Source organism: Streptomyces sp. NPDC090106, from assembly GCF_044747265.1.
GTDB lineage: Bacteria > Actinomycetota > Actinomycetes > Streptomycetales > Streptomycetaceae > Streptomyces.
The window spans coordinates 224,893-249,660 of the sequence record NZ_JBIVDS010000005.1; the positions used below are offsets into that span (position 1 = coordinate 224,893).

A 24,768-nucleotide genomic window follows, 5' to 3' on the forward strand; every position below is an offset into this window, starting at 1 on the left:
GGCGGCTTCAGCGCCCCGCACGGACCCGGTAGCGTGAACTGTCAACCCACTTTCTCCCCACAGGAGAGTCCACGCCGTGCGCATCGCAGTCACCGGCTCCATCGCCACCGACCACCTCATGACCTTCCCCGGGCGCTTCGCCGACCAGCTCGTAGCGGACCAGCTGCACACGGTCTCGCTCTCCTTCCTGGTCGACAACCTGGACGTGCGCCGGGGCGGCGTCGGCGCGAACATCGCCTTCGGCATGGGGCAGCTCGGCACCCACCCGATCCTGGTCGGCGCGGCCGGCTTCGACTTCGACGAGTACCGGGCCTGGCTCGACCGGCACGGCGTCGACACGGCCTCCGTCCGGATCTCGGAGACCCTGCACACGGCCCGCTTCGTCTGCACCACCGACGCCGACCACAACCAGATCGGCTCCTTCTACACCGGCGCGATGAGCGAGGCCCGTCTCATCGAGCTGAAGACCGTCGCCGACCGCGTCGACGGACTCGACCTCGTCCTCATCGGCGCCGACGACCCGGAGGGCATGCTCCGTCACACGGAGGAGTGCCGCTCCCGCGAGATCCCCTTCGCCGCCGACTTCTCGCAGCAGATCGCCCGGATGAACGGCGACGAGATCCGGGTCCTGCTGGAGGGCGCGACCTACCTCTTCTCCAACGAGTACGAGAAGGGGCTCATCGAGACCAAGACGGGCTGGACGGACGAGGAGATCCTCGCCAGGGTCGGCCACCGCGTCACCACCCTCGGCGCGCGGGGCGTCCGCATCGAGCGCGCCGGCGAGGAGCCGATCGTCGTCGGCTGCCCCGACGAGGAGCGCAAGGCCGACCCCACCGGCGTCGGCGACGCCTTCCGCGCCGGCTTCCTGTCCGGCCTCGTGTGGGGTGTCTCCCTGGAGCGCGCCGCCCAGGTCGGCTGCATGCTGGCGACGCTCGTCATCGAGACGGTGGGCACCCAGGAGTACCAGCTGCGCCGCGGCCACTTCATGGAGCGCTTCACCAAGGCGTACGGCGACGAGGCCGCAGCCGAGGTGCAGAAGCACCTGGGCTGAGCACCCGGCTCAGGCCGACCGGCGGACCAGGTAGGCCGTGCCTCCGTCCGCCGGTTCCTCGCCCACGTACTCCTGCTCCCGCATCTCGCACCAGGCCGGGATGTCCAGGCGGGCCGCCTCGTCGTCCGACAGGACCCGGACCAGCCCGCCCACCGGCACGTCCCCGATGACCTTGGCCAGCTCGATGACCGGGATCGGGCACCGCTTGCCGAGGGCGTCGACGAGGAGTTCCCCGCCGCGCACGGCCGTCACCGGCGTCTGCGCGCCCAGCTTCTCCCGCACCCCCGCCACCACCCCCGGCAGCACCGCGAGGAACCGCTCCACGTCCTCCTCGGCGGCCCCCGGCGGCAGCGAGACCCGGACGTTGCCCTCGCTCAGCACGCCCATGGCCCTGAGCACATGGCTGGGTGTCAGGGTGCTGCTGGTGCAGGAGGAGCCGGAGGAGACGGAGAAGCCCGCCCGGTCCAGCTCGTGCAGCAAGGTCTCCCCGTCGACATAGAGACAGGAGAAGGTGACGATCCCCGGCAGCCGCCGCTCCGGATCGCCGACCACCTCCGCATCGGGCACCAGCCCGGCCACCCGCTCCCGGATCCGCCCCGTCAGCTCCCGCAGCCGCGCCGCCTCTTGGACCGCCTCGGCCCGCACCGCCCGCAGCGAGGCCGCCGCCGCGACGACGGCCGGGACGTTCTCGAACCCGTACCCGCGCTCGTCCGTGGGCCCCTGGGCGGCGAACCGCGTGCCCTTGCGCACGGCGAGCAGCCCGACCCCCGCCGGTCCGCCCCACTTGTGAGCGCTCCCGGTGAGCAGCGACCACGGGCCCTCCACCGGACCCCAGGCCAGCGACTGCGCCGCGTCCACCAGCAGCGGCACCCCCGCCTCCCGGCAGGCCCCGGCCACCTCGGCGACCGGCTGGACGGTGCCCACCTCGTGGTTGGCGGACTGGAGGCAGGCCAGCGCGGTGTCGGCGCGGACGTGCGAGGCGAACTCGGCCGGATCCACCCGCCCCGTCCGGTCGACACTCACCCGGGTGACCGAACCGCCCTCCTTCTCCTGCGCTTCGGCCGAATGGAGCACGGAGGAATGTTCCACCGCTGACACGATCAGGTGACCCCCGACGCGCCGCCGCCCCGCCGCCGCCCCGGCCACACCGCTGTGCACGGCCTGCGTTCCCGAGCCCGTGAACCTGAGCTCGTCGGCCCGGCACCCCACGGCCTCGGCCGCCGCCTCCCGGGCCGCGTCGAGCAGCAGCCGGGCCCGCCGCCCCTCCCGGTACAGCCGGGCGGGATCGGCCCAGCCCTCGTCCAGTGCGGCCAACAGCGCCTGACGGGCGACGGGATGGAGCGGGGAGCCGGAAGCGGCGTCGAAGTAGGGCACCCGGCCAACGCTAACCCCGCCCGGTCCAGGGGGAACCGGGGGAACGGCCACGGCGGACCCGCACCCGCCAACGGGCGCACACCCCCGCGCTCTTAGCCCCCACCGACCTCCACCCGCCAATCCAGCGAACCCGCGGAGCGACTAGGCACCCCTCCCCGCGAACCCCCGGAGGGCGTCGGCTAGGGTTTGGTCCGCATAAACATCCAAACCCCTGCCCGACGCAGGGCGGCGACCGACCAGCGAGAAGGCAGGCCGCAGCCAACCGCGCGGGCGAGACTCTCGGGAAGGCGCTACGTGAGTCCCAACGGCTCCGACCGCTCGCCGCGGCGCCCGATGCGGCGGAAGCTGCTGCAGGCAATGACCGCGGGCCTGGTCCTGGCGACCGCCACCGGTTGCACATACAAGGACTTCCCCCGCCTTGGTATGCCCACCCCGACCACGGAAGAGGCTCCGCGGATCCTCTCCCTGTGGCAGGGCTCCTGGGCCGCCGCGCTCGCTACCGGCGTGCTGGTGTGGGGCCTGATCCTGTGGAGTGCTTTCTTCCACCGGCGCAGCCGTACGAAGGTCGAAGTACCTCCGCAGACCCGGTACAACATGCCCATCGAGGCGCTGTACACGGTCGTCCCGCTCATCATCGTCTCGGTGCTCTTCTACTTCACGGCTCGCGACGAGTCGAAGCTGCTGGAGCTCAAGGACGAGCCGGACGTCACCATCAACGTCGTCGGCTACCAGTGGAGCTGGGGCTTCAACTACGTCGAGAACGTCGAGGGTTCCACCGGCGACGCGAAGACCGACGAGAACCTGGCCGCGATCCCGGACCGGTTCAAGGAGGACTTCCCGGACAACGCGGGCGGCGTCTACGACGCCGGCACCCCCGGCACCCGGAACTCCCAGACCGGCAACCCGGGTCCGACCCTCTGGCTCCCCAAGGGCAAGACGGTCCGCTTCGTGCTGACCTCGCGTGACGTCATCCACTCCTTCTGGGTGGTGCCGTTCCTGATGAAGCAGGACGTCATCCCGGGCCACACCAACGCGTTCGAGGTGACCCCGAACCAGGAGGGCACCTTCCTCGGCAAGTGCGCCGAGCTCTGCGGCGTCGACCACTCCCGGATGCTGTTCAACGTGAAGGTCGTCTCCCCCGAGAAGTACGAGGAGCACCTCAAGAAGCTCGCCGAGAAGGGGCAGACCGGTTACATCCCCGCGGGCATCGAGCAGACCGCCCACGAGAAGAACCGGGAGACGAACAACCTGTGAGCATCCTCAACGAACCCCAGGGTGCCGCGGCAGAGTCCCACTACGCGGACGAGCTGCCGGTCCGGCGCAAGCAGCCCGGCAACGTCGTGATCAAGTGGCTCACCACCACTGACCACAAGACGATCGGGACGCTCTATCTGGTCACGTCGTTCGCCTTCTTCTGCATCGGCGGTCTGCTGGCGCTCTTCATGCGCGCCGAGCTGGCCCGTCCGGGCCTGCAGATCATGTCGAACGAGCAGTTCAACCAGGCGTTCACGATGCACGGCACGATCATGCTGCTGATGTTCGCGACGCCGCTGTTCGCCGGCTTCACGAACTGGATCATGCCGCTCCAGATCGGCGCGCCGGACGTGGCCTTCCCCCGGCTGAACATGTTCGCCTACTGGCTGTACCTGTTCGGCTCGCTCATCGCGGTCGGTGGCTTCCTCACCCCGCAGGGCGCCGCCGACTTCGGCTGGTTCGCCTACTCGCCGCTCTCCGACGCGGTCCGCTCGCCGGGCATCGGCGCCGACCTGTGGATCATGGGTCTGGCCTTCTCCGGCTTCGGCACCATCCTCGGCGCGGTCAACTTCATCACCACCATCATCTGCATGCGCGCCCCGGGCATGACGATGTTCCGCATGCCGATCTTCGTGTGGAACGTGCTGCTGACCGCGGTCCTGGTCCTGCTGGCCTTCCCCGTTCTCGCCGCCGCGCTCTTCGCGCTGGAGGCGGATCGGAAATTCGGGGCACATGTCTTCGACGCGGCCAACGGCGGTGCGCTGCTGTGGCAACACCTCTTCTGGTTCTTTGGCCATCCAGAGGTGTACATCATCGCGCTGCCGTTCTTCGGCATCATCTCCGAGGTCATCCCGGTCTTCTCCCGCAAGCCGATGTTCGGCTACATGGGCCTGATCGGCGCGACCATCGCGATCGCGGGTCTGTCCGTGACGGTGTGGGCGCACCACATGTACGTCACCGGCGGTGTGCTCCTCCCGTTCTTCTCCTTCATGACGTTCCTCATCGCCGTACCGACCGGCGTGAAGTTCTTCAACTGGATCGGAACGATGTGGAAGGGCTCGCTGTCCTTCGAGACACCGATGCTCTGGGCCGTCGGCTTCCTGATCACCTTCACCTTCGGTGGTCTGACCGGCGTCATCCTGGCCTCGCCGCCGATGGACTTCCACGTCTCCGACTCGTACTTCGTGGTGGCGCACTTCCACTACGTCGTCTTCGGCACCGTCGTCTTCGCGATGTTCTCCGGCTTCCACTTCTGGTGGCCGAAGTTCACCGGCAAGATGCTCGACGAGCGCCTCGGCAAGATCACCTTCTGGACGCTGTTCGTCGGCTTCCACGGCACGTTCCTGGTCCAGCACTGGCTGGGCGCCGAGGGCATGCCGCGCCGGTACGCCGACTACCTGGCGGCCGACGGCTTCACCGCCCTGAACACCATCTCGACCATCAGCTCGTTCGTGCTCGGCGCGTCGATCCTGCCGTTCTTCTACAACGTCTGGAAGACCGCCAAGTACGGCAAGAAGGTCGAGGTCGACGACCCGTGGGGCTACGGCCGTTCGCTCGAATGGGCGACGTCGTGCCCGCCCCCGCGGCACAACTTCCTCACCCTGCCGCGGATCCGCAGCGAGTCCCCGGCGTTCGACCTGCACCACCCCGAGATCGCCGCACTGGACCAGCTGGAGAACGCCGGTCACGGTGAGAAGGCTCTGGCGGGCGGCAAGGAGGCCGGCAAGTGAAGATCCAGGGCAAGATGTTCATGTGGCTGAGCGTCTTCGTCCTCGCCATGGCGGTCGTCTATGGCGTGTGGTCGAAGGAGCCCGCCGGTACCACGGCGCTCTTCCTGGCCTTCGGCCTGTGCATCATGGTCGGCTTCTACCTGGGCTTCACCGCCCGGCGGGTCGACGCGGGCGCACAGGACAACAAGGAGGCGGACGTCGCGGACGACGCCGGCGAGATCGGGTTCTTCAGCCCGCACAGCTGGCAGCCGCTCTCACTGGCGGTCGGCGGCGCGCTCGCCTTCCTGTCGGTCGCGGTGGGCTGGTGGCTGCTGTACTTCTCGGCGCCGCTGCTCATGGTCGGCCTGTGGGGCTGGGTCTTCGAGTACTACCGCGGTGAGAACCGCACCCAGTAGCACGAGCTGAGCTCACGGGAGCCCGGACACTCCGTCAGGAGTGTCCGGGCTCCCGCCTTTGGAGCAGTTCCGGTGTCCGTTCGCCGCAGTGCCGGTCCCCCGTCCGGGTTACCCACCGCGCCGGAGCCGACGAAGCTTCCTAGCGTTGTGCCATGAGCCACACCGAGTCCTTTCAGGGCGCCTCAGCCGATGCCGAGCAGCCGACCGTGCTCGCCCCTTCGGGCCTCCGCGCGCCCGGCTGCTCGGCATCGGCGAGTCCGCGTCCCCGCACCGTCATCTCCTGCACCCTCCTGGTGCTCGCCCTCACCGCGGGCCTCAGCGCCTGCGGCGGCGACGGCAACCCGCTGTCGGCGGCGCCGTACGACGCGGCGGACCAGATCTCCTTCAACGGACCCTCGGACGACGGGGAGAAGGCCGACCCCGACAAGCCCCTCGAGGTCACCGCGGAGGACGACGACGGCCGCATCACGGACGTCACGGCCATGGACGCCACCGGACGCCATGTGGCGGGCGAACTCTCCGCCGACGGCACCCGGTGGCACAGCACCAGTCCGCTGGCCGCCAGCGCCCGCTACACGGTCCGGGTGAGCACCGAGGACGAGGACGGGGCCCCCGGCCGCAAGGTCCTCGCCTTCGACACCGGCAAGCCGCTCACCAAGAAGCGCCTGAAGGTCACCTTCGGCCCCGGCAAGGGCACGTACGGCGTCGGCCAGCCCGTCACCGCCGAACTCAGCAAGCCCATCAAGGACAGGGCCCAGCGGGCCGTCGTCGAGCGGGCGCTCAGGGTCGACTCGATCCCCGCCGTGGAAGGCGCCTGGCACTGGGTCGACAACAAGGAACTCCACTACCGGCCCAAGGAGTACTGGCCCGCCCACGCCACCCTCAAGGTCCACAGCAACCTGGACGGCGTCAAGATCAGCGACCGGCTCTGGGGATCGGCCTCCAAGCCCGTCGAGCTGACCATCGGGGACCGCGTCATCGCCGTGACGGACGCCTCGTCGCACTCCATGACGGTCTACAAGAACGGCGAGGTCCTCAACGAACTCCCCGTCACCACCGGCAAGCCCGGCTTCGAGACCCGCAACGGCGTCAAGGTCGTGCTGGGCAAGGAGTACTACGTACGTATGCGCGGAACCAGCATCGGCATCGCCGAGGGCTCGTCCGAGTCGTACGACCTGCCCGTCTACTACGCCACCCGGCTCACCTGGAGCGGCGAGTACGTGCACGCCGCCCCCTGGTCGGTGGGCTCCCAGGGCTACGAGAACGTCAGCCACGGCTGCACCGGCATGAGCACCGGCAACGCCGAATGGTTCTTCGACAACGTCCGTGAGGGTGACGTCGTCAAGGTCGTCAACTCCTACGGCGACGACATGGAGCCCTTCGGCAACGGCTTCGGCGACTGGAACATGGGCTGGAAGAAGTGGCGCAAGGGCAGCGCCCTGCTCGGCGGCACCCCGGACACACCCAGCGCCGAACAGCGGGCACGGCTGCGCCCCGAGAGCGTCTGAGCGGCGTTCCCCGGCGTCCCCCCGAGCCCCTGGGCGGGTTTCCCCGCCCGGGGGCTCCTAGGCGCTCAGAGCCTTCTTCTCGCGCAGCAGGGACGCCAGCGCCGAGGCGAACTCGACCGGGTCCACCGGATGGGTCACCGCCGCCTCGGCGCGGCTCCACGTCGCGAGCCACGCGTCCTGCGGCCGGCCGATCAGCACCAGCACCGGCGGGCAGTTGAAGATCTCGTCCTTGATCTGACGGCACACGCCCATGCCCCCCATGGGCACCGCCTCGCCGTCCAGGACGCACACGTCGATGCCCCCGCGGTCCAGCTCCTTGAGGACCGCCGCGGGCGTCGCGCACTCGACGAACTCGACCAACGGGACATCGGGAGCCGGCCGCCGGCCGGTGGCGAGCCGTACCTGCTCGCGGGTGTTGGAATCGTCGCTGTAGACCAGCACCGTGGCGGTCGGCTGCATTGTTCCTCCGTGACGTCAGCGTCGTAAGGACAGGCCCGTTAGGGCCGGATGCTACTCCCTTGAACACCACGTCAACACCGGTTCGGAGCAGGGAGACACTCCGAACGGCACCCCCCGGAGTGAGGGCGGGATAAGCGACCGACATAATGTCGGTCGTGGCGACAGCAACGACAGTAGAAACCGGGCACGCGCACCCGTCGGTCAATCGACCGAACCTCACCAGCGTCGGAACCATCATCTGGCTGAGTTCCGAGCTGATGTTCTTCGCGGCCCTCTTCGCGATGTACTTCACCCTGCGATCGGTGACGGGTCCTGATCACTGGAAGGAAATGGCCGAGGCCCTGAACTTCCCGTTCTCGGCCACCAACACCACGATCCTGGTGCTCTCCTCCCTCACCTGCCAGCTCGGCGTTTTCGCCGCCGAGCGCGGTGACGTGAAGAAGCTCCGGGGCTGGTTCATCGTCACCTTCATCATGGGTGCGATCTTCATCGGCGGTCAGGTGTACGAGTACACCGAGCTGGTCAAGAAGGACGGGCTCTCGCTCTCCTCCGACCCCTACGGCTCGGTCTTCTACCTGACCACCGGGTTCCACGGCATGCACGTGACGGGTGGCCTCATCGCCTTCCTGTTCGTTCTCGGCCGCACCTACGCGGCCAAGCGGTTCACTCACGAGCAGGCGACCGCGGCCATCGTCGTGTCCTACTACTGGCACTTCGTCGATGTCGTCTGGATCGGGCTCTTCGCCACGATCTACATGATCAAGTAGCCGGGCCCGTTCCCGCGCGCTCCGTGATCCACGGGCGCAACCCAAGAAGCATCGACGCAGAAGATCCTGACACCGGGGTAATCCGTGAAAAAGCTCTCCGCACGACGACGCCATCCGCTGGCGGCGCTCGTCGTCCTACTCCTCGCGCTGGCGTGCACGGGGGGGCTGTACGCCGTGTTCGCGCCCGCGGGCAAGGCGCAGGCCGATGAAACCGCCCAGTCCCTCACCATCGAGGAGGGCAAGAAGCTCTTCGCCGTAGGCTGCGCCAGCTGCCACGGAACCGGCGGTCAGGGCACCTCCGACGGCCCGAGCCTGGTCGGCGTGGGCGCCGCCGCCGTCGACTTCCAGGTCGGCACCGGCCGGATGCCGGCCCAGCAGCCGGGCGCGCAGGTCCCGCGCAAGAAGGTCATCTACACGCAGGCCGAGATCGACCAGCTCGCCGCGTACATCTCCTCCCTGGGCGCCGGTCCGGTCGTCCCGACGGAGAACGAGTACAGCCCGGAGGGTGGGGACATCGCCAAGGGTGGCGAGCTGTTCCGCACCAACTGCGCGCAGTGCCACAACTTCACCGGCAAGGGTGGTGCGCTGACGCACGGCAAGTACGCGCCGTCGCTGGAGGACGTCGACCCGAAGCACATCTACGAGGCCATGCAGACCGGCCCGCAGAACATGCCGTCGTTCCCCGACACCACGCTGACGTCGCAGAACAAGAAGGACATCATCGCGTACCTGAACGCGGTCAACGGTGATGAGACCGAGAGCCCCGGCGGTCTTGAGCTGGGTGGCCTCGGGCCGGTCAGCGAAGGCCTCTTCGCCTGGGTGTTCGGACTCGGCGCACTGATCGCGATCGCCGTCTGGCTCGCCGCTCGGACCGCAAAGGCCAAGAAGTCATGAGTAGCCAAGACATTCCCGAAGAGAACCTGCCCGCTGAGCAGGACGCGCACGGCGCGGTGAGCGTCGCGGACGACAAGGACCCGTTCGCGGACCCCGGTCTCCCGCCGCACGAGCACCGTGTCCAGGACATCGACGAGGCCGCCGCCCGGCGGTCCGAGCGTACGGTCGCCCTGCTGTTCACGCTGTCGATGATCGCCACGGTCGGCTTCATCGCCTCCTACGTGGCGGTGCCGCACGACAAGTCGATCTTCGTCTTCCCGCTCGGTCACATCAACGCGCTGAACTTCGCGCTGGGCCTCACCCTCGGTGTCGCCCTGTTCGCGATCGGCGCGGGCGCGGTCCACTGGGCCCGCACCCTGATGTCCGACGAGGAGATGGTCGACGAGCGTCACCCGATCGAGGCTCCCCCGGAGCTCCGCCAGAAGGTCTTCGAGGACTTCAAGGCGGGCACCAAGGAGTCCGCGATCGGCCGTCGCAAGCTGATCCGCAACACGATGCTCGGCGCGCTCACCCTGGTGCCGCTCTCCGGCGTCGTCCTGCTGCGCGACCTGGGCCCGCTGCCCGGGACCAAGCTGCGCCACACCATGTGGCGCAAGGGTCTCCAGCTCGTCAACATGAACACGAACGAGCCGCTGCGTCCCTCGGACGTCGCGGTCGGTTCGCTCACCTTCGCCAAGCCCGAGGGCCTGGAGGAGCACGACGAGGACTTCCAGAAGGAGATCGCCAAGGCGGCCCTGATGATCGTCCGGCTCCAGCCGGGTGACATCAAGGACAAGCAGGAACTCGAGTGGGCCCACGAGGGCATCGTGGCGTACTCGAAGATCTGCACCCACGTCGGCTGCCCGATCTCGCTGTACGAGCAGCAGACGCACCACGTGCTGTGCCCCTGCCACCAGTCCACCTTCGACCTCTCCGACGGTGCCCGAGTGATCTTCGGCCCCGCCGGACACGCCCTGCCGCAGCTGCGCATCGGCGTGAACGACGAGGGCTACCTCGAGGCGCTCGGCGACTTCGAAGAGCCCGTCGGTCCTGCTTTCTGGGAGCGCGGATGAGCACCACAACCGAAACCACCGAAGCCCGGCGCGGCAAAGCGCCGGCCGGCGAGCGCGTCGCCGACTGGGCGGACGGACGCCTGGGGATCTACGCCCTGGCCAAGTCCAACCTGCGCAAGATCTTCCCCGACCACTGGTCGTTCATGCTGGGCGAGATCTGCCTGTACAGCTTCATCATCATCATCCTCACGGGTGTGTACCTGACGCTGTTCTTCCACCCGTCGATGAACGAGGTGGAGTACCACGGCAGCTACGTCCCGCTGCAGGGACAGCTGATGTCCGAGGCGTTCAACTCGACCATGCACATCTCCTTCGAGGTGCGCGGCGGTCTGCTGATCCGGCAGATCCACCACTGGGCGGCGCTGATCTTCCTCGCCGGCATGTTCGTGCACATGATGCGGGTGTTCTTCACGGGCGCGTTCCGCAAGCCGCGTGAGGTCAACTGGCTGTTCGGCTTCCTGCTGTTCGTCCTCGGCATGTTCACCGGCTTCACCGGTTACTCGCTCCCGGACGACCTGCTCTCCGGCACCGGTGTCCGCTTCATGGAGGGCGCGATCCTGTCCGTGCCGATCGTCGGCACGTACCTGTCGTTCTTCCTGTTCGGCGGCGAGTTCCCGGGCGGCGACTTCGTGGCCCGCTTCTACTCGGTCCACATCCTGCTGCTGCCGGGCATCATGCTCGGCCTGATGGTCGCCCACCTGATCCTGGTGTTCGTCCACAAGCACACGCAGTACGCGGGCCCCGGCAAGACCAACAAGAACGTGGTCGGCATGCCGCTGTTCCCGGTCTACACGGCCAAGGCGGGCGGCTTCTTCTTCCTGGTCTTCGGTCTGATCTCGGTCATCGCGGCCATCGCCTCGATCAACCCGATCTGGGCCATCGGCCCGTACCGTCCGGACCAGGTGTCCACGGGCGCCCAGCCCGACTGGTACATGGGCTTCTCCGAGGGCCTCATCCGTGTGATGCCGGGCTGGGAGATCGACTTCTGGGGTCACACGCTCGTCCTGGGTGTGTTCATCCCGCTGGTGATCTTCCCGCTGGTCCTGGTCGCGATCGCGGTCTACCCGTTCATCGAGGCCTGGGTCACCGGCGACAAGCGCGAGCACCACATCCTGGACCGTCCGCGCAACGCCCCGACGCGCACGGCCTTCGGTGTCGCCTGGCTGACGGTGTACTTCGTGCTCCTGGTCGGTGGTGGGAACGACCTCTGGGCCACCCACTTCCACCTGTCGATCAACGCCATCACCTGGTTCGTCCGGGTCGCGTTCTTCGTCGCCCCGGTCCTCGCGTTCATCGCCACCAAGCGGATCTGCCTCGGCCTCCAGCGCCGCGACAAGGACAAGGTGCTGCACGGCCGCGAGTCCGGCATCATCAAGCGCCTGCCGCACGGTGAGTTCATCGAGGTGCACGAGCCGCTCAGCCAGGACGCGCTGCACACGCTCACCGCGCACGAGCAGTACAAGCCGGCCGAGATCGGCCCGACGGTCGACGAGAACGGTGTCGAGCGCAAGGTGAAGGGTTCCGAGAAGCTGCGCGCCAAGCTCAGCGAGGCGTACTTCGGCGAGGAGTCCCAGATCCCCAAGCCCACTGTCGAGGAGTACAAGGAGATCACGAGCGGCCACGGCCACCACTGATCACCCGCGCTGCTCGCCACGCAGCGGTCAGAAGGGCCCCGTCCGGTCTGCGGACGGGGCCCTTCGCCGTCCCCCACGCCTCGATAGGGTGGGGGTCCACACTTCTTCTACGACGTTCAGGAGCGGCCGGATGAGCGCTGTGACCCCCGCTGGAGGCGACATCGCGGCGGGCCGTTCCTGGCCCGAGGTGCTGAGCAGCCTGCTCGCCGGGCAGGACCTGAGCGCGGGTGACACGGCGTGGGCGATGGACCGCTTCATGAGCGGCGAGGCCACCGACGCCCAGATCGCGGGCTTCATGGTGGCGCTGCGGGCCAAGGGCGAGACGGTCGAGGAGATCACCGGCCTCGTGGAGGCGATGTACGCGCACGCGCTGCCGCTGGACATCCCCGGCCCGGCCGTCGACATCGTCGGCACCGGCGGCGACCGCGCGAAGACCGTCAACATCTCGACGATGTCCGCCATCGTGATCGCGGGCACCGGCACGAAGGTCGTCAAGCACGGCAACCGTGCCTCGTCGTCCGCGAGCGGCTCCTCCGACGTGCTGGAGAAGCTCGGCATCAACCTGGACCTGCCCCCGGCGCGGGTCGCCGAGGTCGTGGACCGGGCCGGGATCACCTTCTGCTTCGCGGCCAAGTTCCACCCCTCGATGCGGTTCGTCGGCGCCGTGCGCCGGGACCTGGGCATCCCGACCTCCTTCAACCTGCTGGGCCCGCTGACCAACCCCGCGCGGGTCACGGCCTCCGCGATCGGCTGCTTCGACACCCGGATGGCCGGTCTCATCGCCGGCGTGCTCGCCGAACGGGGCTCCTCCGCGCTGGTGTTCCGCGGCGACGACGGTCTCGACGAGCTGACGACCACCGCCACCTCCCGGGTGTGGGTCGTCCGGGACGGCAAGGTGCGCGAGGAGGCCTTCGACCCGCGTGACGTCGGTATCGAGCTGGTGCCGGTCGAGGCGCTGCGGGGCGCGGACGCCACGTACAACGCCGAGGTCGCGCGGCGGCTCCTCGACGGCGAGACCGGCCCGGTCCGTGACGCCGTCCTGCTCAACTCGGCCGCCGCGCTGGTGGCGTCGGAGCAGACCGGGGCACCGCTGGCCGACCAGCTGAGCGCGGGGATCGCCCGGGCCGCCGAGTCCATCGACTCCGGTGCCGCCCGGGGGACGCTGGAGCGCTGGGTGGCGGCCAGCAACGCGTAAGGACGCGGAGGATCGCCGTCCCGCCATCCGGACGCGGGTTGCGGGACGACGATCACATCGCGTACGTTTTTCGGCAGGTCATGAGTGACAGTCATGAAGCCCCGGCTGACTGTCCGGCAACCCTCCGTCCGTGGCGGGGTGCCCCGGGTGAAGACCAGGCCGTGGACAGCAAGGTCCACGGCAAGCGCGGATCCCTCGCACACTTTTCGGTGTGGGACCAGGATCCTGGTCGTCGAGGAGCCTTCTGTGAGCAAGCGAATGCGATAGGGCTGCCGAGCCCCGCCTCCGCGCACCCCTTTCCCCTCAGCCCTTCTGCGCGCTGATCTCTCACGTCTCACGGGAGCCCCGTCATGTCTGTCTCCACCGCTGCCTCCGCCCGGACCATTTGTGCCCCGCTGACCGTTCTGGGACGTGATGTCACCGTCCCGCTCGTCACCGGCGGCGAGGTCGGCTACGCGGCCCTCGACTACGCGGCCAGCGCCCCGGCCCTCCAGCGGGTCTGGGACGACGTGGCGGCGTACGCGCCCTACTACGGCAGCGTGCACCGGGGCGCCGGGTACCTCTCGCAGCTCTCCACCGACCTGTTCGAGAACGCCCGCAGGACCGTCGCCGAGTTCCTCGACTGCCGCGAGGACGACCAGCTCGTCTTCACCCGTTCCACCACCGACTCGCTGAACCTGCTGGCCCGCGCGCTGCCCGCCGGCTGCCAGGTCTTCGTCTTCGAGACCGAGCACCACGCCTCCCTGCTGCCCTGGCAGGACGCGCAGGTCACCTACCTCAACGCGCCGCGCACCCCGCGCCAGGCCGTCGAGACGCTGGAGCAGGCCCTCGCCGAGCGTGACCCGCACGGTCCGGCCCTGGTCTGTGTGACCGGCGCGTCCAACGTCACCGGCGAGCTGTGGCCGGTGCGCGAACTGGCCGCCGCCGCGCACGCCCACGGCGCCCGGATCGTGCTCGATGCCGCCCAGCTGGCCCCGCACCACCCGGTCTCCGTCCGCGACCTCGACGTCGACTGGGTCGCCTTCTCCGGACACAAGCTGTACGCCCCCTTCGGCTCCGGTGTCCTCGCGGGCCGCGCCGACTGGCTCCAGGCCGCCGAGCCCTACCTCGCGGGCGGCGGCGCCAGCCGCAAGGTCACCCGGCGCGAGGACGGCGGCGTCGCCGTCGAGTGGCACGACAGCGCCGCCCGCCACGAGGCCGGCTCCCCGAACGTCATCGGCGCCTACTCCATCGCCTCCGCCTGCAAGGCGCTGACCGAGGCCGGCTTCGACACCCTCGTCGCCCGCGAGCAGCACCTCATCGACACCGTGAAGGCCGGCCTCGCCGAGGTGCCCGAGGTCAGGATCCTCTCCCTGTTCGGCGACGACGCCCCCCGCGTCGGCGTGATCTCCTTCGTCGTCGAGGGCTGGAACAGCTCCCACTTCGCCGCCGCCCTCTCCGCCGAGTACGGCATCGGCGTCCGCGACGGCCTCTTCTGCGCCCACCCCCTGGTGCGCACCCTGCTCGGCAGCGACCCGCAGACCCAGGGCGAGTGCGGCGCCCCCGAGGCCGCGCCCGGCGAGAAGTCCCTCAACGCGATCCGCGTCAGCTTCGGCGCGGGCACCCCGGACGAGCACGTCGAGCGGTTCGTGAACGCCGTGCGCGAGCTGGTCAGCGACGGCGCCAAGTGGCGCTACCGCACCGAGGACGGGCGCTGCGTCCCGGCGGTCTGACCCGCCCGAGCCGCCCGAGCCGTCGGCCCGCGTTGCCGATACGCTCCCTGCCGGGCATGCTCACGACGTCCAGGGGGAGCGGTAGGTGCAGGCGCTGCGCGCGACGGACCCGCACAGGATCGGTCCGTACGAGGTAAGGGGCAGACTCGGGTCCGGCGGCATGGGCGAGGTGTACCTCGCCTCGTCGCGCGCGGGGCTGCTCCTCGCCGTGAAGGTCGTCCGCGCCGAGTACGCCCAGGACCGCACCTTCCGGGCCCGCTTCCGGCAGGAGGTGCGCGCCGCGCAGACCGTCGGCGGTGCGGGGACGTACACCGCGCGCGTGGTCGACGCCGACCCCGAGGGCGAACACCCGTGGATGGCGACCGAGTTCGTGGACGGACCCAACCTCAGGGACGCCGTGCTGGACGGCGGCGCGATGCCGCTGCCCGCCGTACGGGTGCTCGGGGCCGCGCTCGGTGAGGCGCTCGCGGCGATCCATGCCAAGGGGATGGTGCACCGGGACCTCAAGCCGTCCAACATCCTGCTCGCGCCGGACGGTCCGCGGGTCATCGACTTCGGGATCGTGCGCGCGCTGGAGGCCACCGCGATGACCCGGACCGGGGCGATCGTCGGCTCGGTCGGGTACGTCTCGCCCGAGCAGATCCGCAACGGAGGCAAGGTCGGCCCGCCCAGTGACGTCTTCTCGCTCGGCGCGGTCCTCGCGTACGCGGCGAGCGGCCGGGAGCCCCTCGGCGAGGGCCAGGACTCCGTCATCCTGCTGCGCATCCTGACCCGCGACTTCGACCTGTCCGGGGTGCCGCAGCAGCTGCTGGCGCTGGTCGAGTCCTGCCTGGGCGACGACCCGGACGCCCGCCCCGCCCCCGCGGCGATCGTCGAGGCGTCCGGCCACACCCCCCGCTCCCTGCGCCAACAGCTCCGCCCCGGCTGGTTCACCCCCACGGCCCCGACCCCGCACACCCCTCCCACCGGCGAACGCTGGCTCCCCGAGGCGCCACGGCACCCGGACTCGGGCGACAGGGAGAGCCGCGTCGAGTACGCGGCCCCGATGACGGCGACGGACACGCCGGCGCCCGGGCCCGAGACGGGTTCAGCGCCTGAGACACCCTCGGCTCCACAAGCCCGGTCTCGTCGAGGCCCGGCCGAGGCTCCAGAGACGGCGCCCGCCCCTGGGCCGCCCCCCGAGGCCGCTGCCGGCGGGCCGGGTGCCGTGCCTGGGGTGGTTCCTGCGTCCCGGGAGACCTTTGCCCTCGGGCAGGGCCCGGCTTCTGAGGCGTCAGCCGCTCGGGGGCCGGGCTCTGTGTCCGGGGCGGGTTCTGCGCGCGGTTCGGCCGATGCTTCTGAGGCGGCGCCTGCTTCTGGGCTGGGCTCGGGGCCCGCGGCTGCTGCCGGCGGGCCGGGCTCTGCGTCCGGGGCGGCGGCCGTGCGCGGTTCGGCCGAGGTCTCTGAGGTGGTGGCTGCTCCTGGGCCGGGGTCCGAGGCTGCTGCCGGCGGGCCCGGGTCTACGCCCCGGGTGGCTTCTGCACCTGAGTCGGTGCTGGCTCTTGAGGACGCCTCTGGTCCCGAATCGGCTCCTGTGCCGGGGGCGGCTCCTCTGCCCGGGGCGGCCTTTGCTCCCGAGTCGGCCTCTGATCGTGAGCAGGCCCCTGTGCCCAGGGCAGCCCCTGCGTCCGGGGTTGCCTCCAGCCGTGGGCCGGCCCCGGCTCCCGAGGCGGCTTCCCGGCGCGGGTCTGGTCCTGGGGCCGGGGCTGTCGCCGGTCCCGCGTCCGCTCCCGCACCCACGGATGCCCACGCCCCCGCCCCCGCCCCTTCACGGCGTGGGCTTCTGAAGGGTGTTGTCGGTGGGGGTGTCGTTGCCGCGTTCGGGGGTGTGGGGGCCTGGTGGGTCACGCGGGGGGACGGCGGTGGTGAGGCCCGGGGTGGTCGGGCGGGGGGCGGGGCCACCGGTACGCCGGAGGCCTCCGCGACCAGGGCCGGTGTGACCTGGCGGTACACCGCCGACGCGCCCAGCCCGGGTGACGGGCCCTTCGGGGCGCTCTCCGCCGACGGCGGGACGCTGTACGTGGCCTTCGCCGACGGGACGCTGCGGGCCGTGGGCCGCGACGGCCGCGAGCGGTGGACGGTGACGGTGGCCGAGGGCGCGGACGCGTACCTGACCAGGCCGCTCGTCACGGACGCGGGAATCCTCGTCGGCGTCGGGACCGACGCCGTGGACGCCCAGGGCGACCCCGTCGCCCCCGGGTCGCTCTTCGCGGTGAGCGCCGGGGGCGAGCAGGTGTGGACGGCGGATCTGCCCAGCGCCTACTTCCGCCCGCCGGTCGCGCTCGACGGGTCGGTGGCCGTCGGCTGTGCGGTGACCGGAGCCGACGGCGCGGGGACGGTCCGGGTGTACGGGCCGGGCGGCGCGGAGCGCGGGCGGGTCGGCCTGGGCGGGGCGCCCAGCGGGGACCTGGTGGCGGCCGGCGGCGTCCTGTACGTGCCGAGCGTCGACAACCACCTCTACGCCATCGACCCCGCCGGCCCCTCCGTGCGCTGGCGCACCCGGCTGGACGGTGACGTCTCGCGGCCCGCGGTGGGCGCCGGCACCGTCGTCGTGGACACGGGCAACGACGCGGGCGAGCTGTTCGGGCTCGACCTCGCCACGGGCGAGCGGCGGTGGAGCAAGGAGGGCCTCGCCGGGGCCTACGTGGCGGCGGACGCGGACGCCTTCGCGTTCCTGGGAGTCGCCGGCGCGGACGCGTCCCTGCGAGCGCTCACGGAGGACGGCGACGAGGTCTGGCGGTACGGCACCGGCGGCCGGTCCTTCTCCGACCCCGTGCTCGTCGGCTCCACGGTCTACGTCCGCACCGACACCGAGGTCCACGCGATCGGCCTCGACGGCGAGGCGCTCTGGCGCACCGAGGTCGGCGACGACGCGGGCGCCGTCCTGACCCCCCTCGTCCACGGCTCCCGCGTGTACGCCGCCACGTCGCACCAGATCGTGGCCCTGGACACGGAGTAGGGACCGGGACCCGGGCGTGCTCCGGGAGCGGGAGGACTAGCCCTCCAGGCCGATCGCGAAGGCTGCTTCCAGGTCGTGCTGGGAGTACGTGCGGAAGGCGACGTGGGTGTCGGTGGCCTCGACGCCCTGGATCTTGCTGATGCTGCCGGGGATGACCTCGGCGAGGTCGTCGTGGCGGCGGACACGGACCATCGCGATCAGGTCGTAGGTGCCGGTGACGGAGAAGACCTCGCTCACGCTCTCCAGCGAGGCGATCTCCTCCGCGATCTCGGGGATCCGGTCCACGCTGGTCTTGATGAGGACGATCGCGGTGATCACGGCTGGTTCTCTCCCTCGGGGGCCGCTGCTGGGGATCTCACCCTACTCGCGGTCCGGCCGGCCCGGTTCGTCCGCCGTGGGCACGGCCGCCGCCTCCCGGGACGCTGCCGCGGCGGCCGGACGCCCGAAGCGCACCCAGGCGAAGGCCAGGCCCAGGCCGAAGCCCACCAGGTGGGCCAGGTAGGCGACCCCGGGGCCCTGGGAGGCCTGGCCCGCCGCCACCCACTGCAGGGCCGCCCAGAAGGGCAGCACGATCCAGGCCGGGAAGCGCAGCGGCAGGAACAGCAGGAAGGGGAGAAGGCTGGTCACGCGGGCACCCGGGAAGAGGAAGAGAAAGGCCCCGAGCACCGCGGAGATCGCCCCCGAGGCTCCCACCAGGGACTGGTCGGAGTCGGCGTTGGCGGCGGCGTAGCCCAGCAGGGCGAGATAGCCGCAGCCGAGGTAGAAGAGGGTGAACTGGAGGCGGCCCATGCGCTGCTCGGTCAGGACGCCGAAGACGTAGAGGAAGAGCATGTTGCCGAGGAGGTGGATCCAGCTGCCGTGGACGAAGAGCGCCGTCGCCGGGGTGAGGACCGCCCGCGCCGAGCCCTCGAAGAGCTCCACGGGGACCACGCCCCACCGGCGGAAGTAGGCCTGCTGGGCGGCGAGGAGCTGGTCGCCGGTGCCGTAGGACGGGTTGAGGCCCGCGGCCGGGCCGATGACGAAGAGGAGACAGCACAGGGCGATCAGGCCGAAGGTGACCGGAGCCGACCCCCACAGCGACCTGCCGACCTTGCCGAACGTGACACCCCAGTCGCTGATCATGAACACAGAGCATGACGTAACGGGACGCATGCGCACAGAGCGCCTCGCCGCCGGGTCGGGCCTCGGGACGGTCGAGCGGCAAGTACGCGCCAGGCCGTAGGGTTACGAGCCACACGTACCGGGGAGCCTCCGGCGCGTCGCGGACAATGGAACACCTAGTAGGAAAGAGCTCAGTCACGATGACGGTTCCCCTGCCGACCGCCACGACGCGGTGGCGCTGCACCCTCTGCGGCAACCTCACGCGCTTCGACGTGACCCGCTCGTCGAAGGTCGTCGAGTACGTCCACCTCGACCTGGCCGGTGAGCCCAAGGTCGAGGAGCGCGAGGTGGTCAGTGAGACCATCGAGTCGGTGCGCTGCCGCTGGTGCAACGCGGTGGATCAGGTGGAACTCGTGGACAGGCCGGGCGCCGACTCCTGACGGAGCCGGCCCCGCGGAACGGTTGGGGTGTGACGGATGGCGGAGACACAGGGCGGGGGGCCGGGCGACGGCGCCGCCGAGGTGCTCGACCGTCCGCTGCCCGACGGCGTGCGACGCCGGGTCGTGCAGATCGTCTCCGACGGCTTCGGCGGTCTGACCGTCGCCGAACTGCCCGCGCAGCTACGGCAGTACGCCCGGTTCGCCGCCAACCGGCGGGCCAAGTTCGCCGGGAACGCGATGGCGGCGGCGCTGGAGACCGACACCCTGTTCCGGCAGCGGATCGGGGAGAAGTTCAGAGAGGCCCAGCCGGAACTGTCCGGCGCTCTCGACTCCGGCTCCCCGCCCCCGGCCGCGGACCCGCTCGACGTGGCGGCCGCGGCCTACGTACTGCGCCCCACGGGCTGGGTGAAGCTCGTGACGGCGGCCGGCGAGGAGGCCCAGCGGGCCGACGCCGAGCGCGCCGGCGAGGAGAGCCGGGCCGAACTGGAGCGGCTGCGCGAGGAACTGGCCGCGGCGAAGGACCACACGCGTGCCGAGACCGAACGGCTGCGCACCGAGCTGGAGTCCGCGAAGAAGGAAGCCGAATCGCTTCACCGCAAGCTGCGCGCCGCTCTCAGTGACGTGAAGCGCGGTGAGGCCGCCGTGCGCAAGCTGCGCGCCGAGACGGACGCGGCACGGGCCGAGGCGCAGACCCAGGTGTCCGCCGCGGAGGTCGAGACGCGGCGGCTCAAGTCCCGGCTCGGCGAGGTCGAGGCGGCCCTGGAGGCCACGCGCAGAGCGGCCCGTGAGGGGCGCAGCGTCGAGGACATGCGCGTGCGCCTGCTCCTGGACACCGTGCTGGACGCGGCCCAGGGGCTGCGCAGGGAACTGGCGCTGCCGCCGGTGTCGGTGCGGCCCGCGGAGACCGTGGACGCGGTCGAGCCGGGGCGGATGACCCCGAAGGACATCGCCGCGCGGGCCCTGTCGGAGCACGATCCGGCCGTTCTGGACCAGTTGCTGGCCCTGCCGCAGGCCCATCTGGTGGTCGACGGCTACAACGTGACGAAGACCGGCTATCCCCAGATGCCCCTGGAGAAGCAGCGGTTGCGGCTCCTCGGCCAGCTCTCCCAGCTCGCCGCGCAGACCGGTGCCGAGGTCACCTGTGTCTTCGACGGCGCGGAACTGGCGGCGCCGGTGCTGCTGGCCCCGCCGCGGGGCGTGCGCGTGCTGTTCTCCAAACCGGGCGTCACGGCCGACGAATTGATCCGCCAGCTGGTGCGCGCGGAGCCGCCGGGGCGTCCCGTCATCGTCGCCTCCACCGACCGCGAGGTCGCCGACGGAGTGGCCAAGGCGGGGGCCCGGCCTGTCGCTTCCGCGATGCTTCTCAAGCGTCTGTCGTAAACATCGAACTTCCAGGTTTATTGTCCCAATTGGGCGTATCGTCACGCAACGTAGCGTCAATCGAGCGTTACCGCATGTGAGTTGTGTGTAAAGAATGCAGTCTGTGACCGATTTTTTCGCGTGAGGATTTGAACTGATCACAACTGGGTCACTAGGGTCTGGGCTCGAACCTCCGAACGGGTGATCACCCAGAAGAAGGAGCTCACCTCCGTGGCGCACCATCGTCGACCCAAGCAGCCGAGCCGCACGCGTGTGACCGTGCTGACCACCGCCGCTGCCGCCGCCGTCGCGCTGAGCGCCAACGCCGCCAACGCGGCGCCGAGCGAGAAGCCCAGCAAGGACGAGGTCAAGACCAAGGTCGACAAGCTCTACGAGGAGGCCGAGCAGGCCACCGAGAAGCTGAACGGCGCCAAGGAGAAGCAGGAGAAGCTCCAGAAGGAGATCTCCACCATCCAGGACAACGTCGCCCGCGGTCAGGAAGAGCTCAACGACCTGCGCGACTCCATGGGCCTGGCCGCCGCCGCCCAGTACCGCACCGGCTCCATCGACGCCTCCCTCCAGCTCTTCCTCTCCTCGAACCCGGACGACTACCTGGACAAGGCCTCCACGGCCGACCAGCTCAGCGCCCAGCAGGTCGAGGCGCTGAAGAAGATCCAGGAGAAGCAGCGCGAGCTGGCCCAGGAGCGCTCCGAGGCCTCCGAGAAGCTCAAGGACCTCTCCTCCACCCGGACCGAGCTGGCCAAGAAGAAGAAGGAAGTCCAGGGCAAGCTCGCCGAGGCGCAGAAGCTCCTGAACACGCTGACCGCCGCCGAGAAGGCCGCCCTCGCCGCCGAGGAGTCCCGCGCCAGCCGCTCCGCCTCCAGCCGCGTCGACCTCGGCAACGCCACCTCCGCCTCCAGCTTCGCCGCCGCGGCCTTCTCCGCCGCCCAGAGCAAGATCGGCTCCCCGTACGTCTACGGCGCCACCGGCCCCTCCTCCTTCGACTGCTCGGGCCTGACCTCCTGGGCCTACGCCCAGGCCGGCGTCTCCATACCGCGCACCTCGCAGGCCCAGGCCAGCGCCGGTACCCGCATCTACTCGCAGAGCGACCTCCAGGTCGGCGACCTGGTCATCTTCTACGGCGACCAGCACCACGTCGGCCTCTACGCCGGCAACGGCCAGGTGCTCCACGCCCCGCGCACCGGCACGGTCGTGCGCTACGAGTCGATCGGCAACATGCCGTTCCAGTTCGGCGTCCGGATCTGACGTCCGCGATCCGACCTCAAGATCGACTCGCCGCACCGCCCGAACGGGCGAATTGCCGCGACATGAACTGACCCCGCGCCCCGCCACTGACCTGCGTCGGTGGCGGGGCGTCACGGTGTGTGCCCGCGAGGGTCTTTGGAAGGGCCCTCGTCCCGGGGTTACTGTTCGCCGCGTTTCCTGTCCGCCAGCGGAAGGGGTGCGGCTTCTCGTGAGGTCCCATCGCCGCCTTGTACCGACACCGTCCGGGTTCGACCGGGGCGCCACCGCCGCGCTCTGCGTCCTCGCGGCCACCGCCGCGGCCCTGGGCGCCGTACCGGCCGCCGCCGCGCCGCACGACGACACCCGCAGCGAGGTGGACCGCCTCTACGAGGAGGCCGAGCACGCCACCGAGGCGTACAACAAGGCCGACGAACGGGCCGACGCGCTGAAGAAGGAGGTCGGCACCGCCCAGGACCGCATCGCCCGCCAGCAGGAGCGCATCAACTCCATGCGGGAGACGCTCGGTTCACTGGCGGGAGCGCAGTACCGCTCCGGCGGCATCGACCCCTCCCTCGCGCTGCTGTTCTCCGACGACCCGGCCGACTACCTCGACAAGGCGTCCGCCCTGGACCGCATCAACGTCCATCAGGCGGGCGAACTGCGCGAGTTGCAGTCGGCGATGCGGGAGACGGGCCAGGAGCGCGCCGAGGCGGCGGGCAAGCTCGCCGAGCTGGAGAAGAGCCGCAAGGCCGTCGCCACCCACAAGCGGACCGTGGAGCGCAAGCTGGCCCGGGCCCGGCAGCTCCTCAACGCGCTGCCCTCCGACGAGCGCGCCGCCTACGACCGCGCCTCCCGCTCCGGCCGCCAGGAGATGCCCGACCTCGGCGGCGCGGTCCCGCCCAACGGCCGTGCGGGCGCCGCCGTCGCCGCCGCCCGGGCCGCGATCGGCAAGCCGTACGTGTGGGGCGCCACCGGGCCCTCCGGCTTCGACTGCTCGGGGCTGATGGTCTGGTCGTACCGTCAGGCCGGGGTCGCCCTGCCGCGCACCTCGCAGGGGCAGCGCTACGCCGGCCGGCAGGTCCCGCTCTCCCAGGCCCAGCCGGGCGACCTGGTCACCTACCGCTCCGACGCCAGCCATGTCGGCATGTACGTCGGCAACGGCCAGGTCGTCCACGCCCCGTACCCCGGCGCACCCGTGCGCTACGACCCGGTGGGCATGATGCCGGGCGCGACGGTGACCAGGGTCTGACCCCGGTGCCGATATCGCCGTACGATCGGGAAATGGCTGGTCGAAGGCGGGTGCGCGGGGCGTGGGCGGTGTGCCTGCTGTTCGTCTCGCTGGTCGCCTGCGGCGGCGGGCCCGCCACCGACGGGGCCAGGGCGGAGGTGCAGGGCCTGCTCGACCGGCGCGCGAACGCCGTCCTCGATCGCGATCAGGCGGCCTTCCGCAGGACCGGGGCGCTGGACTGGTTCGAGAACACCCGCGGGGTGCCCTTCGCGGCCTGGGGGTACCGGCTGACCGGCCTGCGCCGTGACGGCGACGACGCGGTCGCGGACGTCGAGCTCAGCTACCGCATACAGGGCTACGACAACGCCCCGGTCAGCGTGGGGCGCCGGCTCACGCTGACCCGGGACGCGAGCGGCGGCTGGTACGTCGAGCGGGAGCGGCCCGCCGGGAAGGCCGCCCAGCAGCTGTGGGACCAGGGCGCGGTGGCCGTCGTGCGCGGCGCGTCCAGTCTCGTCCTCGGGGTCGGGCAGTCCTCCGCCCGGCTCCAGGTGTACGCGGACCTCGCGGACCGGGCCGTGCCCGCGGTGTCGGGGGAGTGGGGCCGGGACTGGTCGCGGCACGTGGTGGTGCTCGTGCCGAAGTCACTGGAGGGCATGGCGGGGCTGCTCGGCTCGCCCGCCTCCTCCTACCGCGGCATCGCCGCCGTCACCACCGGCGAGACGGGCGCCCCGGCGGACGCGCCCGCGGACCGGATCATCGTCAACACCGACGCGTACGGCGTGCTCGGCGACGTCGGCAAGCAGGTCGTCCTCACCCACGAGACCACCCATGTCGCCACCCGCGCGGTCACCAGCGCCGCGACCCCGCTGTGGCTGTCCGAGGGGTACGCCGACTGGATCGGCTACCTCGCCTCGGGGCGCACCCCGGTCGAGGCGGCCCCGGAGCTGGCGCGCGCCGTGACCGGGGGTGACGTGCCCGAAGCGCTGCCCGTGGACGCCGACTTCGGGTTCAGCGGGGACGCGACACAGCTGGCGCGGGCGTACGAGGGCGGCTGGATGGCGTGCCGGATGATCGCCGCGCGCTGGGGCGAGGACCGGCTCGGCGACTTCTACCGCGCGGTGGGCCCCCACCGGCAGCGCGCCGGGGCGGTGGAGGACGCCCTGCACGACGTCCTGGACACCGACCTCGACACGTTCACCGCCGACTGGCGGGACTACCTGGAGGCGGAGCTGGGCTGACAGCCCGAAGGCCCGCGGGGCCCACGGCGTCGTCCGGGCGGCCGGGTCCACCGGGCGTGCCGGGCCGAGCGTGGCCCGGGGTGGCGGAGGCGGCCTCGTGCCCGATCGTCCGCGCGGCCGAGTACCGCGTACCC

Annotated in this window: 21 protein-coding genes and 1 riboswitch; of the genes, 17 read left to right on the forward strand and 4 right to left on the reverse strand. The window is 70.8% G+C overall.

The window, feature by feature from the left end; translation table 11 throughout:
• The first annotated feature begins 76 nt into the window (after positions 1-76).
• Positions 77-1,051 carry a carbohydrate kinase family protein gene (locus tag ACIPSE_RS18055; RefSeq protein WP_401663582.1) on the forward strand — a complete coding sequence of 325 codons (975 nt, stop codon included), beginning with the start codon at positions 77-79 and terminating at the stop codon, positions 1,049-1,051.
• Positions 1,052-1,060: 9 nt separating this feature from the next.
• On the opposite strand, the gene ACIPSE_RS18060 is transcribed toward ACIPSE_RS18055, so the two are convergent.
• Positions 1,061-2,425 carry a cysteine desulfurase/sulfurtransferase TusA family protein gene (locus tag ACIPSE_RS18060; RefSeq protein WP_401663584.1) on the reverse strand — a complete coding sequence of 455 codons (1,365 nt, stop codon included), beginning with the start codon at positions 2,423-2,425 and terminating at the stop codon, positions 1,061-1,063.
• A 294-nt stretch (positions 2,426-2,719) separates the two neighbouring features.
• On the opposite strand from ACIPSE_RS18060, the gene coxB reads away from it, so the two are divergent.
• From coxB to ACIPSE_RS18080, 4 genes are all read left to right on the forward strand, one after another.
• A complete protein-coding gene (gene coxB, locus ACIPSE_RS18065; protein WP_401663587.1) occupies positions 2,720-3,679 on the forward strand; it encodes a cytochrome c oxidase subunit II in 960 nt (319 codons plus the stop codon).
• Positions 3,676-5,409, forward strand: a complete 1,734-nt coding sequence (gene ctaD, locus ACIPSE_RS18070) for a cytochrome c oxidase subunit I (RefSeq protein WP_401663590.1) — start codon at positions 3,676-3,678, stop codon at positions 5,407-5,409. The genes coxB and ctaD overlap by 4 nt, the downstream gene beginning before the upstream one ends.
• Positions 5,406-5,804 (forward strand): cytochrome c oxidase subunit 4, encoded by a 399-nt coding sequence (locus ACIPSE_RS18075; RefSeq protein ID WP_401663592.1) that lies wholly within the window; start codon positions 5,406-5,408, stop codon positions 5,802-5,804. The genes ctaD and ACIPSE_RS18075 overlap by 4 nt, the downstream gene beginning before the upstream one ends.
• Before the next feature lie 152 nt (positions 5,805-5,956).
• Positions 5,957-7,312, forward strand: coding sequence for an Ig-like domain-containing protein (locus ACIPSE_RS18080; RefSeq protein WP_401663594.1), 1,356 nt, complete (start codon positions 5,957-5,959; stop codon positions 7,310-7,312).
• Positions 7,313-7,369: 57 nt separating this feature from the next.
• Here the strand turns inward: ACIPSE_RS18080 and ACIPSE_RS18085 are convergent, their stop codons facing one another.
• Complete coding sequence (locus tag ACIPSE_RS18085) at positions 7,370-7,771, reverse strand: hypothetical protein (protein WP_401663596.1); 402 nt, start codon at positions 7,769-7,771, stop codon at positions 7,370-7,372.
• Between the two features lie 146 nt (positions 7,772-7,917).
• On the opposite strand from ACIPSE_RS18085, the gene ACIPSE_RS18090 reads away from it, so the two are divergent.
• From ACIPSE_RS18090 to ACIPSE_RS18120, 7 genes are all read left to right on the forward strand, one after another.
• Positions 7,918-8,538 (forward strand): heme-copper oxidase subunit III, encoded by a 621-nt coding sequence (locus tag ACIPSE_RS18090; RefSeq protein ID WP_401663598.1) that lies wholly within the window; start codon positions 7,918-7,920, stop codon positions 8,536-8,538.
• 84 nt (positions 8,539-8,622) lie between these two features.
• Positions 8,623-9,432: a c-type cytochrome gene (locus tag ACIPSE_RS18095; protein ID WP_401663600.1), complete on the forward strand. Its 810-nt coding sequence runs from the start codon at positions 8,623-8,625 to the stop codon at positions 9,430-9,432.
• Entirely contained in the window at positions 9,429-10,484 is a 1,056-nt protein-coding gene (locus ACIPSE_RS18100; protein ID WP_401663603.1) for a Rieske 2Fe-2S domain-containing protein, read from the forward strand. The genes ACIPSE_RS18095 and ACIPSE_RS18100 overlap by 4 nt, the downstream gene beginning before the upstream one ends.
• The gene (locus ACIPSE_RS18105; RefSeq protein ID WP_401663606.1) at positions 10,481-12,118 is read left to right on the forward strand and encodes a cytochrome bc complex cytochrome b subunit; all 1,638 of its coding nucleotides are present in this window, start codon (positions 10,481-10,483) and stop codon (positions 12,116-12,118) included. Before ACIPSE_RS18100 ends, ACIPSE_RS18105 begins: the two co-directional genes overlap by 4 nt.
• A gap of 130 nt (positions 12,119-12,248) precedes the next feature.
• On the forward strand, positions 12,249-13,313 hold the full coding sequence (gene trpD, locus ACIPSE_RS18110; protein WP_401663609.1) for an anthranilate phosphoribosyltransferase: 1,065 nt from the start codon (positions 12,249-12,251) through the stop codon (positions 13,311-13,313).
• A 76-nt stretch (positions 13,314-13,389) separates the two neighbouring features.
• Positions 13,390-13,506, forward strand: a riboswitch (SAM riboswitch).
• A 157-nt stretch (positions 13,507-13,663) separates the two neighbouring features.
• Entirely contained in the window at positions 13,664-15,025 is a 1,362-nt protein-coding gene (locus tag ACIPSE_RS18115) for an aminotransferase class V-fold PLP-dependent enzyme (protein ID WP_401663611.1), read from the forward strand.
• Positions 15,026-15,110: 85 nt separating this feature from the next.
• Complete coding sequence (locus ACIPSE_RS18120) at positions 15,111-18,023, forward strand: PQQ-binding-like beta-propeller repeat protein (RefSeq protein ID WP_401663614.1); 2,913 nt, start codon at positions 15,111-15,113, stop codon at positions 18,021-18,023.
• A gap of 36 nt (positions 18,024-18,059) precedes the next feature.
• On the opposite strand, the gene ACIPSE_RS18125 is transcribed toward ACIPSE_RS18120, so the two are convergent.
• Together ACIPSE_RS18125 and ACIPSE_RS18130 are read right to left on the reverse strand one after the other, a co-directional pair.
• A complete protein-coding gene (locus tag ACIPSE_RS18125) occupies positions 18,060-18,341 on the reverse strand; it encodes an Lrp/AsnC family transcriptional regulator (protein ID WP_401663617.1) in 282 nt (93 codons plus the stop codon).
• A 42-nt stretch (positions 18,342-18,383) separates the two neighbouring features.
• A complete protein-coding gene (locus tag ACIPSE_RS18130; RefSeq protein ID WP_401663619.1) occupies positions 18,384-19,145 on the reverse strand; it encodes a rhomboid family intramembrane serine protease in 762 nt (253 codons plus the stop codon).
• Positions 19,146-19,324: 179 nt separating this feature from the next.
• Here ACIPSE_RS18130 and ACIPSE_RS18135 point away from each other — a divergent pair, with 179 nt between their 5' ends.
• The 5 genes from ACIPSE_RS18135 (at position 19,325) to ACIPSE_RS18155 (ending at position 24,634) form a co-directional block, all read left to right on the forward strand.
• On the forward strand, positions 19,325-19,564 hold the full coding sequence (locus ACIPSE_RS18135; RefSeq protein WP_009309707.1) for a hypothetical protein: 240 nt from the start codon (positions 19,325-19,327) through the stop codon (positions 19,562-19,564).
• A gap of 36 nt (positions 19,565-19,600) precedes the next feature.
• Positions 19,601-20,944 (forward strand): NYN domain-containing protein, encoded by a 1,344-nt coding sequence (locus tag ACIPSE_RS18140; protein WP_401663622.1) that lies wholly within the window; start codon positions 19,601-19,603, stop codon positions 20,942-20,944.
• A 210-nt stretch (positions 20,945-21,154) separates the two neighbouring features.
• On the forward strand, positions 21,155-22,189 hold the full coding sequence (locus tag ACIPSE_RS18145) for an NlpC/P60 family protein (RefSeq protein WP_401664450.1): 1,035 nt from the start codon (positions 21,155-21,157) through the stop codon (positions 22,187-22,189).
• 208 nt (positions 22,190-22,397) lie between these two features.
• A complete protein-coding gene (locus ACIPSE_RS18150; protein ID WP_401663624.1) occupies positions 22,398-23,417 on the forward strand; it encodes an NlpC/P60 family protein in 1,020 nt (339 codons plus the stop codon).
• A 32-nt stretch (positions 23,418-23,449) separates the two neighbouring features.
• Positions 23,450-24,634 carry a hypothetical protein gene (locus ACIPSE_RS18155; RefSeq protein ID WP_401663626.1) on the forward strand — a complete coding sequence of 395 codons (1,185 nt, stop codon included), beginning with the start codon at positions 23,450-23,452 and terminating at the stop codon, positions 24,632-24,634.
• The last annotated feature ends 134 nt before the right edge of the window (positions 24,635-24,768 follow it).

Excerpts from the sequence above, each read along its gene's own strand:
- ACIPSE_RS18080 (WP_401663594.1), top strand. The coding sequence starts at position 5,957 with ATGAGCCACACCGAGTCCTTTCAGGGCGCCTCAGCCGATGCCGAGCAG.
- ACIPSE_RS18085 (WP_401663596.1), bottom strand. The coding sequence starts at position 7,771 with ATGCAGCCGACCGCCACGGTGCTGGTCTACAGCGACGATTCCAACACC.
- ACIPSE_RS18090 (WP_401663598.1), top strand. The coding sequence starts at position 7,918 with ATGTCGGTCGTGGCGACAGCAACGACAGTAGAAACCGGGCACGCGCAC.
- ACIPSE_RS18100 (WP_401663603.1), top strand. The coding sequence starts at position 9,429 with ATGAGTAGCCAAGACATTCCCGAAGAGAACCTGCCCGCTGAGCAGGAC.
- ACIPSE_RS18105 (WP_401663606.1), top strand. The coding sequence starts at position 10,481 with ATGAGCACCACAACCGAAACCACCGAAGCCCGGCGCGGCAAAGCGCCG.
- trpD (WP_401663609.1), top strand. The coding sequence starts at position 12,249 with ATGAGCGCTGTGACCCCCGCTGGAGGCGACATCGCGGCGGGCCGTTCC.
- ACIPSE_RS18115 (WP_401663611.1), top strand. The coding sequence starts at position 13,664 with ATGTCTGTCTCCACCGCTGCCTCCGCCCGGACCATTTGTGCCCCGCTG.
- ACIPSE_RS18130 (WP_401663619.1), bottom strand. The coding sequence starts at position 19,145 with ATGATCAGCGACTGGGGTGTCACGTTCGGCAAGGTCGGCAGGTCGCTG.
- ACIPSE_RS18135 (WP_009309707.1), top strand. The coding sequence starts at position 19,325 with ATGACGGTTCCCCTGCCGACCGCCACGACGCGGTGGCGCTGCACCCTC.
- ACIPSE_RS18140 (WP_401663622.1), top strand. The coding sequence starts at position 19,601 with ATGGCGGAGACACAGGGCGGGGGGCCGGGCGACGGCGCCGCCGAGGTG.
- ACIPSE_RS18155 (WP_401663626.1), top strand. The coding sequence starts at position 23,450 with ATGGCTGGTCGAAGGCGGGTGCGCGGGGCGTGGGCGGTGTGCCTGCTG.